The organism is Streptomyces sp. SPB074 (genome assembly GCF_000154905.1).
In the GTDB taxonomy this organism is placed as follows: domain Bacteria; phylum Actinomycetota; class Actinomycetes; order Streptomycetales; family Streptomycetaceae; genus Streptomyces.
The window spans coordinates 5,138,977-5,150,343 of record NZ_GG770539.1; the positions used below are offsets into that span (position 1 = coordinate 5,138,977).

The 11,367-nt window shown below is 73.4% G+C and carries 11 protein-coding genes; 2 read left to right on the forward strand and 9 right to left on the reverse strand.

The features are described from left to right. Positions 1-14 precede the first annotated feature (14 nt). The 5 genes from fabF to SSBG_RS21750 all read right to left on the reverse strand — a co-directional run bounded on the left by fabF (position 15) and on the right by SSBG_RS21750 (position 5,161). Positions 15-1,280 (reverse strand): beta-ketoacyl-ACP synthase II, encoded by a 1,266-nt coding sequence (gene fabF, locus SSBG_RS21730; protein ID WP_008748218.1) that lies wholly within the window; start codon positions 1,278-1,280, stop codon positions 15-17. A 176-nt stretch (positions 1,281-1,456) separates the two neighbouring features. Next, complete coding sequence (locus SSBG_RS21735) at positions 1,457-1,705, reverse strand: acyl carrier protein (protein WP_008748219.1); 249 nt, start codon at positions 1,703-1,705, stop codon at positions 1,457-1,459. Between the two features lie 146 nt (positions 1,706-1,851). Next, on the reverse strand, positions 1,852-2,853 hold the full coding sequence (locus tag SSBG_RS21740; RefSeq protein WP_008748220.1) for a ketoacyl-ACP synthase III: 1,002 nt from the start codon (positions 2,851-2,853) through the stop codon (positions 1,852-1,854). Between the two features lie 56 nt (positions 2,854-2,909). Beyond that, positions 2,910-3,860, reverse strand: a complete 951-nt coding sequence (locus SSBG_RS21745; protein WP_008748221.1) for an ACP S-malonyltransferase — start codon at positions 3,858-3,860, stop codon at positions 2,910-2,912. A gap of 89 nt (positions 3,861-3,949) precedes the next feature. Further along, positions 3,950-5,161, reverse strand: coding sequence for a PucR family transcriptional regulator (locus SSBG_RS21750; protein ID WP_008748222.1), 1,212 nt, complete (start codon positions 5,159-5,161; stop codon positions 3,950-3,952). Positions 5,162-5,254: 93 nt separating this feature from the next. On the opposite strand from SSBG_RS21750, the gene SSBG_RS21755 reads away from it, so the two are divergent. After that, a complete protein-coding gene (locus tag SSBG_RS21755; protein WP_008748223.1) occupies positions 5,255-5,947 on the forward strand; it encodes a pirin family protein in 693 nt (230 codons plus the stop codon). 91 nt (positions 5,948-6,038) lie between these two features. Here the strand turns inward: SSBG_RS21755 and SSBG_RS21760 are convergent, their stop codons facing one another. Together SSBG_RS21760 and SSBG_RS21765 are read right to left on the reverse strand one after the other, a co-directional pair. After that, the gene (locus SSBG_RS21760; protein ID WP_037869003.1) at positions 6,039-7,292 is read right to left on the reverse strand and encodes an IS701 family transposase; all 1,254 of its coding nucleotides are present in this window, start codon (positions 7,290-7,292) and stop codon (positions 6,039-6,041) included. A gap of 80 nt (positions 7,293-7,372) precedes the next feature. Then, positions 7,373-8,191: a serine hydrolase domain-containing protein gene (locus SSBG_RS21765; RefSeq protein ID WP_008748224.1), complete on the reverse strand. Its 819-nt coding sequence runs from the start codon at positions 8,189-8,191 to the stop codon at positions 7,373-7,375. Between the two features lie 108 nt (positions 8,192-8,299). On the opposite strand from SSBG_RS21765, the gene SSBG_RS21770 reads away from it, so the two are divergent. Continuing rightward, positions 8,300-8,749, forward strand: a complete 450-nt coding sequence (locus tag SSBG_RS21770) for a MerR family transcriptional regulator (protein ID WP_037870363.1) — start codon at positions 8,300-8,302, stop codon at positions 8,747-8,749. 99 nt (positions 8,750-8,848) lie between these two features. On the opposite strand, the gene SSBG_RS21775 is transcribed toward SSBG_RS21770, so the two are convergent. Together SSBG_RS21775 and SSBG_RS21780 are read right to left on the reverse strand one after the other, a co-directional pair. Beyond that, a complete protein-coding gene (locus tag SSBG_RS21775) occupies positions 8,849-9,727 on the reverse strand; it encodes a DUF4429 domain-containing protein (protein ID WP_008748226.1) in 879 nt (292 codons plus the stop codon). A gap of 226 nt (positions 9,728-9,953) precedes the next feature. Next, on the reverse strand, positions 9,954-11,171 hold the full coding sequence (locus SSBG_RS21780; RefSeq protein ID WP_008748227.1) for an alpha/beta hydrolase: 1,218 nt from the start codon (positions 11,169-11,171) through the stop codon (positions 9,954-9,956). Between the last annotated feature and the right edge of the window lie 196 nt (positions 11,172-11,367).

Here is an 11,367-nt window from a genome sequence, read left to right on the forward strand (position 1 = left end):
CACACGCCTCACCCTCACACGCTGCGGAACGCCAGGACCACGTTGTGGCCGCCGAAGCCGAAGGAGTCGTTGAGGGCCACGATGGGGCCCTCGGCCGGGAGGGCGCGCGGCTCGTCGCGGATGATGTCCGCGGTGACCTCCGGGTCCAGCTCGGCGACGTTGATCGTCGGCGGGGCCGTCCGGTTCTTCACCGCGAGGATCGTCGCGACCGACTCGATACCGCCCGCGCCACCGAGGAGGTGCCCGGTCATCGACTTGGTCGAGGAGATCGCCACGTGGTCCAGCTCGGGGCCGAAGACCTTCGAGAGGGCCTTGATCTCGCCGACGTCGCCCAGCGGCGTGGAGGTCGCGTGCGCGTTGGCGTACACGATCTCGGCCGGGTCGAGGCCGGTCGAGGCGAGCAGGTTCTCCAGGGCGCGCGAGATGCCCTCGCCGGAGGGCTCGGGGGCCGTGATGTGGTGGCTGTCGGCCGAGACACCCTGGCCCAGCGCCTCGGCGTAGACCCGCGCGCCGCGCTTCGCGGCGTGCTCGGCGGACTCCAGGACGATGACACCGGCGCCCTCACCGAGTACGAAGCCGTCCCGGCCCGTGTCGAAGGGGCGCGAGGCACCCTCGGGGTCCTCGTTGTTCTTGGACATCGCCATCATGTTGGCGAAGGCGGCGATGGGCAGCGGGTGGATCGCGGCCTCGGTGCCGCCCGCGACGACGACGTCGGCGCGGCCCGTACGGATCATCTCGATCCCGTAGCCGATCGCCTCGGCGCCGGAGGCGCAGGCGGAGACGGGGGTGTGGACCCCGGCACGGGCGTTGATGGCGAGACCCACGTTGGCGGCGGGCCCGTTGGGCATGAGCATCGGCACGGTGTGCGGCGACACGCGCCGTACGCCCTTCTCCTTCAGTACGTCGTACTGGTCCAGAAGGGTCGTCACACCACCGATGCCGGAGGCGATCACGGCGCCGAGGCGGTCGGGGTCGACCGAGGCGTCCTCACCGGCCTTGGCGGTGAAACCGGCGTCCTTCCACGCCTCGTCCGCCGCGATCAGCGCGAACTGGGCCGAGCGGTCCAGTTTCCGCGCCTGCGGGCGGGGCAGGATCTCGCCGGGCTCCACGAGGACGCGGGCGGCGATCTTGACCGGCAGCTGCTCGGCCCACTCCTCGGTGAGGGGACGGACACCGGAGCGGCCGGCGAGCAGGCCGTCCCAGGTCGACTTCACGTCGCCACCCAGCGGTGTGGTTGCGCCGATACCGGTGACGACCACGGTGCGATTGGTCGGGCTCACAGGAATTCCTTCTCCACGGATACGAGGGATTGCGGCGCCACCGCCGGACGGCGGCAGTCACACAGGGCGGGCCACCCCGGCACGCGAGCGCGTGCCGCGGTGTCCCCGGGCGCCGAGCGGCCGGCCCCGGGCCCGGTCCGCGCCGGGTGGGCGCGGGCCGGGCCCGGAGCACCGGATCAGCTCTGGTGCTTGAGGATGTAATCGGCGGCGTCGCCGACGGTCTTGAGGTTCTTGACGTCGTCGTCGGGGATCTTGACGTCGAAGCGCTCCTCGGCGGCGACGACGACCTCGACCATGGACAGCGAGTCGACGTCCAGGTCATCGGTGAAGGACTTGTCCAGCTGGACGTCCTCGACCGGGATACCGGCGATCTCGTTCACGATCTCGGCGAGACCGGCGACGATCTCTTCCTGGGTGGCGGCCATGTCGGCGCTCCATTCGTTGAGGGAAATTGTTACGGGGATTCCAGCGGTGGCGCCCCTCCGGCCGGCCCGTGTCGCGCTCCGTCGCCCTGGATGAGCAGCGGGAACGCGCGCGGACCCGGCCGGATGGCCGCCCGGGGACAGATGCCCTAGGGGAGGGTAACGACCGTCGCGGCGAACACGAGACCCGCCCCGAAGCCGATGAGAAGCGCGGTGTCGCCGCTCTTCGCCTGGCCGGTCGCCAGCATCCGCTCCATGGCGAGCGGGATGGAGGCGGCCGAGGTGTTGCCGGTGGTCGCGATGTCGCGTGCGACCTGGACGTGCTCCGGCAGCTTCAAGGTCTTCACCATCGAGTCGATGATCCGCATATTGGCCTGGTGCGGGATGAAGACGTCCAGGTCCTCCGCGGTGATCCCGGCGGCGTCCAGCGCCTGCTGGGCCACCTTCGCCATCTCGAAGACCGCCCAGCGGAAGACCGCCTGGCCCTCCTGGGTGATGGCCGGGAACCGCGCGACCTCGCCGGAGCGGTAGTCCGTCCACGGCACGGTCTGCTTGATGACCTCGGCCTTGTCGCCCTCGGAGCCCCAGACGGTCGGGCCTATCGCGACCTCCTGCGAGGGACCCACGACGACCGCGCCCGCGCCGTCGCCGAAGAGGAAGGCCGTCGCGCGGTCCTCCCGGTCGGTGAGGTCCGAGAGCCGCTCCACACCGAGGACGAGCACGTACTCGGCGCTGCCCTCGACGACCATGCCCTTGGCCAGCGTCAGCGCGTAGCCGAAGCCCGCGCAGCCCGCCGAGATGTCGAAGGCGGCGGGCTTGCCGCAGCCGAGCTGGTCGGCGATCTCCGTGGCGACGGCCGGGGTCTGCTTGAAGTGCGAGACGGTCGAGACGACGACCGCGCCGATCTGCTCGGGCGCGATACCGGCGTCGGCGAGGGCCTTGCCGCCCGCCTCCACCGACATCGTCGTCACGCTCTCCTCGGGACCCGCCCAGTGCCGGCTCTCGATCCCCGAACGCGAACGAATCCACTCGTCCGAGGAATCGATCGTCTCCAGGATGACCTCGTTGGGGACCACCCGCTCTGGCCGGTAGCCGCCGACGCCCAGGATGCGCGCGTACGGGGCACCCTTGGCGGGCTTTATCTTCGACATCTGACGGGGCTCCTCGTCGTCCTGGCGGTGCGGGGCGGGCGGATCGGGTGGGGGGATCAGGCGGCGTGCTCCGCGAGGAGCGCGCGCGCCGCGTCGAGGTCCTCGGGGGACTTCAGCGCGAGCGTCGCGACACCCGGCAGAGCGCGCTTGGCGAGACCGGTGAGCGTGCCGCCGGGACAGACCTCGATCAGGGCGCTCGCGCCCCGCTCCCCGAACGTCTCCATGCACAGGTCCCAGCGCACCGGGTTGGCGACCTGGCCCACGAGCCGGTCGAGCACCTCGCCGCCGGTCGCGACCACGGCCCCGTCCTTGTTCGACACGTACGCGAACGCCGGGTCCGCCGGGCTCAGCCCGGCCGCCGCCTTCGCGAGCGCGTCGACCGCCGGGGCCATGTGCGTGGTGTGGAAGGCGCCCGCGACCTTGAGCGGGACGACACGGCGCACGCCCTCGGGCTTGTCCTCGGCGAGCGCCGCGAGCTGCGCGGCCGTCCCCGCGGCGACGACCTGGCCGCCGCCGTTGACGTTCGCCGGGGTCAGGCCCAGCTTCTCCAGGTGCGGCGCGACCGTCGCGAGGTCCCCGCCGAGCAGCGCGGCCATGCCCGTCTCGGTCACGGCGGCCGCCTCGGCCATCGCGAGCCCCCGGGTCCGGACGAGCGCGAGCGCCGCCCCGGCCTCGAGGACACCGGCGAAGGCCGCGGCCGTCAGCTCGCCGACACTGTGCCCGGCGACCGCGCCGGGGCGCAGCGCGCCCAGCACGGGCGCCTCCGGGGTCTCCAGGGTCCCCGCGAGCGCGGCGGCCGACAGCAGCCCGGCCGCCACCAGCAGCGGCTGGGCGACCGCGGTGTCCCGGATCGCGTCGGCGTCGGCCTCCGTCCCGTAGTGCACGAGATCGAGGCCGGTCACCTCGGACCAGCCCGCGAGCCGCTCCGCCGCGCCGGGCAGTTCGAGCCAAGGGGTCAGGAAGCCGGGCGTCTGGGCGCCCTGGCCGGGCGCGACAAGTACAAGCACGCTCACACTCTCTCTTGCGAAGGGTCCGGTGCGCCGGTGGGGACAGGGACGAATAACCGACAGGGGAATTGTCGGGACCGTACAAAAGCCTAGGACCGCTGCTCGGCCGCGGCCAGGCGTCCCAGGATGAGCGCGATCCGCAGCGTGAACGCGGATCGTACATCCGAGGGGGACCAGCCGGTGACGTCAGTCACACGTCGGAGCCGGTAGCGCACGGTGTTCGGGTGCACGAAGAGCATCCGGGCGGCACCCTCCAGGCTGCTCGCCTGCTCCAGGTAGACGCTCAGCGTCTCCAGCAGCGCCGAACCCGCCTCCTGGAGCGGTCTGTAGATCTCCTCCACCAGCTGCTCGCGCGCCGCCGGGTCGGACGCCATCGCGCGCTCCGGGAGCAGGTCGTCGGCGAGCACCGGGCGCGGCGCGTCCTGCCACGCCGCCGAGGCGCGCAGCCCGGCCGCCGCGGCCGCCGCCGAGCGGGTCGCGGCGAGCAGGTCGGGGACCACGGGCCCGGCGACGACGGGCCCCGCCGCGTACGGCCCGATCAGGGATTTCGCCACGGCGAGCGGATTGTCGCTGCCCCCCGCGATGACGACGAGGCGACTGCCGAGCACCCCCGTCAGGACCTGGAGCTTCGCGTGCCGGGCGGCCCGCCGGATCGCCTCGACGGTCAGTTCGCTGTCCCCGTCGGGCGCCGTGCCGAGCAGCACGCACACGTACTCGGGCGCGTCCCAGCCGAGCGCCGCCGCGCGCGAGACGGTGCCCTCGTCGGCCTCGCCGGAGAGCACCGCGTTCACCACGAGGGACTCCAGGCGCGCGTCCCAGGCGCCGCGCGCCTCGGCGGCCTGCGCGTACACCTGCGCCGTCGCGAAGGCGATCTCGCGGGCGTAGCGCAGCAGCGCCTCGCGCAGCACCGCCTCGTCGCCCGGCGCGGCGACGTCGTCGATCGCGCTCTCCATGACCTCGATCGTCGTACGCACCATCTCGACCGTCTGCCGCAGCGTGACCGCCCGGGTCAGCTCGCGCGGCGCGGTGCCGAAGACGTCCGTGGAGATCGCCTGCGGGGCCTCCGGGTGCCGGAACCACTCCGTGAAGGCGGCGATGCCCGCCTGTGCCACGAGCCCGATCCACGAGCGGTGCTCGGGCGGCATCGCCCGGTACCAGCGAAGCGTTTCGTCCATCCGCTGGATGGCGCGGGCGGCGAGGCTTCCAGAGGAGTGCTCCAGCCGCTTGAGGGTCGCCGCGTGCGGGTGCGCGGGAGCCGGGGAGGCGGGCGAGTCGGCGGGGCGGGATACGGAGTCGGGCACGGGACCAAGACTGCCCTATCGCGCCGGGGAACGGAGCGGCCGGGGTCCGTCACGCACCGTGCGCGTCCGGTGGCCTCGCGTGCGAGGGCTACCGTGGGCGCCGTGATCGACGTACGACGCGGCACCGACCGCCACCCGGGCGGGGAGCCGGACGCGGGCATCACGACCCGGCACGCCTTCTCCTTCGGCCCGCACTACGACCCCGGCAACCTGCGCCTCGGTCCGCTCACCGCCTGCAACGAGGAACACCTCGCGCCCGGCGCCGGCTTCGCCGAGCACCGCCACAGCGACACGGAACTGCTCACCTGGGTGGTCTCCGGCGAACTGAGCCACCGCGACGCCCGGGGCGGCTCCACCCGCGTACGCCCCGGCGACCTCCAGCACCTCGGCGCGGGCGCCGGGGTCCACCACGTCGAGCGCAACGACGGCGCCGGGCCGCTCGTCTTCCTGCAACTCTGGCTCGCCGCCCGCACCCCCGCGCTCACCCCCCGCTACACCGTGGTGCGCGCGCTCGCCGCGCCCTACGAGGTGCCCGAGGCGGGCGCCGTGCTCCGGGTCGCCCGCCCCGCTCCGGGCGAGACCCTGCCGCTCCCCGCGGCGCCCTACGGGTACGTCCACCTCGTGCGAGGGGAGGCCGAGGTGCGCGGCGGCACGGCGGGCGGCGCGCGGCTCGCGGCGGGTGACGCGGTACGGGTGCGGGACGGCGCGGACGTGCGGGGCGCGGTGCTGCGGGCCCGTACCGTCTGCGAGGTGCTGCTCCTCGAACTGGCCGACCCCTTCGCCTAGTACTCCAGCAGCGGTTCGTGTCCTGAGCTGCGTTTTTGGTAGTGGCAGCGGCGGGCGGTGGCTTGGTGGTGTCTTCTCCAGGCTGACCACTTCAGTGCGTGGGTGACTGGGTCGGGGTGGGGTCGGGGGCGGGGAAGGAGAGTGTCCAGGAGGCGTCTGATTTCTGCCACGGTGAGCGGGGCGAGAGAGGTTCGTTTCCAAAGCCCCCTTTTTCGGGCTCGTCGGCGGCTTGGGCTGCGAGTGAGGTCAGGACGGCGTGGGCGAGCATGGCCAGGGTGATGTGCCGGTACCAGCCGACGTAGCGGCGGACCTCGTACTCGTCCAGGCCGCACTCGTTCTTCGCCGCCTGGAAGCATTCCTCGATCGCCCAGCGTGTGCCGGCCGCCCGCACCAGGTCGGCGACAGTGGTGCTCGTGGGCGCGTAGGCGAAGTAGTAGGCGGTCTCCTCGGGCCGTGCCACGCTGCGCCGGGCCAGCACCCATCGGTGGTGGGCTGACTCGTCGCCGTCGAAGAGGGCGATCGACGGCAGTCTCGCGCTCGCCCAGTCGTAGACCCTGGGGCCCTTGGCCCCGTTGCCGCAGGACAGCCGCTGCCAGGCATCCTGGGGCGCCTGGGCGATGAGCTCGTCGATCCGCCAGAACCCCGTCAAGCTCTTGACCTGCTGAGACTTCGGAACAGCGACGACGTAACCGACATCGAGTTCCTCCAGCAGGCGGCGGAACTTCCAGTCCTGCCCATAGGCCTCGTCCGCCGTCACCCACCGCGCCGGCAGACCGGCGGCCAGCGTCCGGGTAACCATCGCCCTCGCGAGTTCACCCTTGGTCGCGAACTCCCGCTCGTCGGGAACCTTCGCCGCCCGGCAGCGTTCCCGATCCCCTGTCCACGCCTTCGGGAGATACAGCTCCCGGTCGACCAGGGCACGTCCGCGAGACGTGGCGTAGGCGGCGAAGACCCCGACCTGACAATTGTCGATCTTGCCCGAGGTGCCGGTGTACTGCCTGCCCACACCCGCCGACGTGATCCCCTTCTTGATGAAACCGGTGTCATCGATGATCAGGACCCCGTCATCACCGAGCACCTCGGCCACATACTCGCGGACATCGTCCCGCACCGCGTCCGCATCCCAGACGCTGGAGTTCAGCAGCCGCTGGAACCCGTCAGGACTACGGTGCCCCGCCCACTCCGCGAGCTGCCAGCCGTTCTTACGCGCCACACGAGCCAGCAGACCCCGAACGTAATCCCGCATCCGCCACCGCAGATCCGCCCGAGCAAACCGACCCGCGACCCGAGCGAACACAGCCTCCAACTCCGCGGACCATACAGCTACTTCACCCAGCTCCCTCATACCAGGAGAACGACAAAGACCAGCTCAGGACACGAACCGCTGCTGGAGTACTAGGTGCCGGGGCCTGTCCGCGCGCCCGCTCAGGCGGCCCGCAGTTCCGCGAGCACCGCGTCGGTCAGGGGCGGCCACGCCTCGACGGCCCAGGGGCCGAAGGCGCGGTCGGCGAGCGCCACGCAGGCCGCGCCCGCCTCCGGGTCCACCCACAGGAAGGTCCCGGACTGCCCGAAGTGGCCGAAAGTGCGCGGCGAGGAGTGCGCCCCCGTCCAGTGCGGGGACTTGCCGTCGCGGATCTCGAAGCCGAGACCCCAGTCGTTCGGCTTCTGCTGCCCGTAGCCGGGCAGGACGCCGTTGAGCCCGGGGAAGGCGACGCGGGTCGCCGCCGCGACGGTCCCGGCGTCGAGCAGGCGCGGGGCCAGGAGTTCGGCGGCGAACAGGAGCAGGTCGTCCACGGTCGAGTGACCGTCCTTGGCGGGGGAGCCCTCCAGGCTGGTCGCGTCCATCCCGAGCGGCGCGAGGACGCCCTCGCGCAGGTAGTCGGCGAACGGGATGCCCGTGGCCCGCGCGACGTGCGCGCCGAGCGCCTCGAAACCGGCGTTGGAGTAGATGCGGCGGGTGCCGGGCGCGGCCTGGACCCGGTCCTCTTCGAAGGCGAGGCCGCTCGTGTGCGCGAGGAGGTGGCGCACGGTGGCGCCCTCGGGCCCGGCCGGCTCGTCGAGTTCGACCGCCCCCTCCTCGTAGGCGAGCAGGAAGCCGTACGCGGCGAGCGGTTTGGTCACGGACGCCAGCCAGAAGCGGCGACCGGTGGGACCGTGCCGCCCCGCGACGCTCCCGTCGCCGCGCACGACCCCTGCGGCGGCGGTCGTGACGGGCCAGGCTTCGATCGTCTTCAGGCTCTCCATGCGGGCGAGTCTAGGCGGCGTCTTCCGGCCACCGGCCAGCGCGTATTGCCTGGAGTGGGCTCTAGGGTTTTACGGTGGGTGGGGTCCGCCTCACCCGAAGGGACACCCATGACCCTCGCCCACCCCGTCGCCCCCGGGCGGCCGGTCAACGGCCGCGACCTGTGTGTCGCGAAGCTCGCCGACTACCCGCGCCCGGACGGCAGGGACCACTACACGATCAGCGAGGTCGTGACCCTCACGGGGCTCAGCGCCCACACCCTGCGCTGGTACGAGCGCATCGGCCTCCTGGAGGAGGTGGACCGCTCCCACACCGGGCAGCGCCGCTACAACAACCGCGACCTGGAATGGCTCTCGTTCGTCAACAAGCTGCGCCTGACGGGGATGTCGGTGGCCGACATGGTGCGCTACGGGGAGCTGTCGCGGGCCGGGGAGCACACGGTCGCCGAGCGGCGGGAGCTCCTGGAGGCGACGCGCGAGGAGGTCCGCTCGCGGATCGCGGCGCTCCAGGACACGCTGGGCGTCCTCGACCACAAGATCGGGATCTACTCCGGCTCCTGAGGGGAGCCGCCGCGGTCCGCCGCCCGCGCCGCCGCCGGGCGGGCCGGGCGCGGGGCGGGCACGCCGGGCGCGCGCCGGCATCCCGGGCGGCCGTCCCCTTCACAGCTGCGCCAGCAGCTCCTTCTTCTTCGTCGTGAACTCCTCGTCCGTGAGCAGCCCCGCGAGGTGCAGTTCGCCGAGGTGGCGGATGCGCTCGGCGATGTCCGCCGGGTCGGAACGCAGGGCGGCGGCCTGCGGCGCGGCCTCGGCAGTGCCGCCCCGTGTCGCGCTGCTCCTGGCGGCGGCGAGCACGGCGGCGGCGAAGGGCAGGGACTCGTGCACCGGCCCGTAGCCGAGGCCGAAGACGACGGCGGCCGGGTCGTGCTCGGCGGCCGGCCCCGGTTCCGCGCCGGGGACCGGGTGGCGGGGGAGCAGACGCAGGTAGCCGTCGAGTATCTCGGGCGAGCGCCACTCGACGCCGCTCAGCGCCGCGACCGGGAAGGACTGGTCGCCCGCCTTCCACTTCGTGCTCGACGCGCCCGTGCGCGACCAGCGGAACGAGACGGCCGAGCCGTTGAAGCTCGCCTTGCCGTCGTACGCCTTGAACTGCCGCGGTCCGCGCGGCGCAGCGACCAGGAAGCTCTCGGCCGGCTCGGACGAGTCCGGGCCGAGGCGGTCGCGGATCTGCGCCGCGTGGAACTCGGCCAGCTCCTCGCGCTCGGCGGGCAGCACGAGCCGGTACGGGTCGCAGCCCTCCTTGAGCTGCCCCGCCGCCGCCTCCATCAGCGGATCGGCGCCCGCGCGCGGCACCGCGCGCAGCACGACCGTGCCGCGCCGCCCCGGCGCGAGCGTCACCGTGTCGACCGCCGCGAGCGGCACCCGGCGCTCCCCGAGAACCTGGAGCAGCTTCGGTGTCCGGATTCCCCGTTCGTAGCGGATGAGCACGGAGTCCTCCGTGAACTCCCAGGTGGCATGGAAACCGGCCAATACATCACCCATGCGGCTCATCGTATGCGGCACGCGCGCCTCCGTCCTTTCTCCAGCGGTCCGCCGGTCCCCGTGACCGGCGCTTTTCCCCCTGGCCCCGACCTCTTGCTTCTCTCCCGTCCCGCCCGCTGTACGCGGTCGCGGGTACGGACGTTCCGTGTCCGGTACTGATTCCGGACGCTCCCCGCCCGGCAACCGTTCCGGACGGCGTGCCCCTGGCCCGGGAGGCGGCCACCGCTCAGGCGCGGCTCGTGCCCCGGTCCGGCACCCCGGCCCTGCACCCCGCGCCCCCCGGCGCGCAGCCGACGTCCCCGTAGTCCCCCGTGCCGATGTGCGCGAGATTGCGCAGGCTCGCCGTCCCGGGCACGAAGTAGCCACCGTGCCCCACCGCCCCCGTCGAGGAGAAGACCCGCGCGCCGAAGTCCTTGCCGACCGGGTCGGCGCCGTGCCCCAGCGAGCCCAGCTCGACGTGCGGCACCTCCCTGATCCAGTCGCCCGCGTCCCGCGTCGCCCACACCCGCGCCCGGGTGCCGAGCCCGGCCGCGTTCCCGCTGCGCATCCCCGGGCTCCCCGCGACCGCGATGTCCGTGACCGCGTGCGGCAGCCGGTCCGCCGCGACCCCGCACACCACGGAGCCGTAGCTGTGGCACACGAGCGCGACCCTGAGCCCGCCCGGCAGCCCCCGCACGAAGGCGTCGAGCCGCCCCGCGCCCTCCTGGGCGCGGCTCGCGGTCGCCGCCTCGATGCCGATCCCGCCGGGCGCGGTGTAGTCGGCCCAGGCGATCACGGCGGTACGGGCCCGGGGCGCCGCCGCGCGTTCGGCCGCGTAGAGCGAGCGGCCCATTCCCGAGGGCGCGGTGAAGGGCCGGTTGGTGCGCTCGAAGGTCATGAGCGCGGTGTCGACGCCGGGGACGACGACGGAGACCCGGCGGGCGTGCGCCAGATCGCCGAAGACCTCCGCCGCGCGGCCCGAGCCGTTGGGGTCGAAGGCGAGGAAGTCGCGGTCCGGGCGGAGCATCGAGGTGTAGCGCGCGGCCCGGTCCGCCGCCTCCTCGTGGCCCCCGGCCGACAGGCGCGGGTCCTGGGTGCGGCGCACCTCCTGGTCGCGGGCCTGGGTGAGCGCGAGCCGGTTGGCGGCGTAGCGCAGCGTGAGCGGGGCGCCGTTCATGTTGCCCACGGCGAGCGGGTAGCGGTGCGCGAGGTGCTCGCGCTGGGCGGGACGCAGCGCGGCGAAGAACTCGCGCAGCCGCTCGGGCGGCGAGGCCGCGTCCGGCAGGGCGCGGTGGTCGAGCCGCGCGTGGTTCCAGGCCCGTACCGACAACTGGAGCGGCCCGCCCGGTTCGTGCCGGGCCCTGACCGCCGTCCAGCCGGTCGTGGCGAGCATGACGAAGACGACCGCCACCGCGAGCAGCGCTCGCCAGGCGTTGAGTTGGGGGGACGAGTCGAAGGAAGTCACTGCGGCACACCCTAGGAGACCGCAAGTGCCGGAGGCCAAACCGGTGAGCCACGTCACCCCGCCGCCCGACGGATGGGGGCCGATCGGCCCTCACCCGTCCGGGAAGGCGGTACCACCCGGCCTCTTCTCCGCGACACCGGACGGCCCGCCCGCCTGCCCCTGCCCGGAGCGCCGCCCCCGCCCGGACTGCCCGCCC

Coding starts and splice junctions, on each gene's coding strand:
- SSBG_RS21765 (WP_008748224.1), bottom strand. CDS start 8,191: ATGGAGAGCCTGAAGACGATCGAAGCCTGGCCCGTCACGACCGCCGCC.
- SSBG_RS21775 (WP_008748226.1), bottom strand. CDS start 9,727: ATGGGTGATGTATTGGCCGGTTTCCATGCCACCTGGGAGTTCACGGAG.
- SSBG_RS21760 (WP_037869003.1), bottom strand. CDS start 7,292: ATGAGGGAGCTGGGTGAAGTAGCTGTATGGTCCGCGGAGTTGGAGGCT.
- SSBG_RS21735 (WP_008748219.1), bottom strand. CDS start 1,705: ATGGCCGCCACCCAGGAAGAGATCGTCGCCGGTCTCGCCGAGATCGTG.
- SSBG_RS21770 (WP_037870363.1), top strand. CDS start 8,300: ATGACCCTCGCCCACCCCGTCGCCCCCGGGCGGCCGGTCAACGGCCGC.
- SSBG_RS21740 (WP_008748220.1), bottom strand. CDS start 2,853: ATGTCGAAGATAAAGCCCGCCAAGGGTGCCCCGTACGCGCGCATCCTG.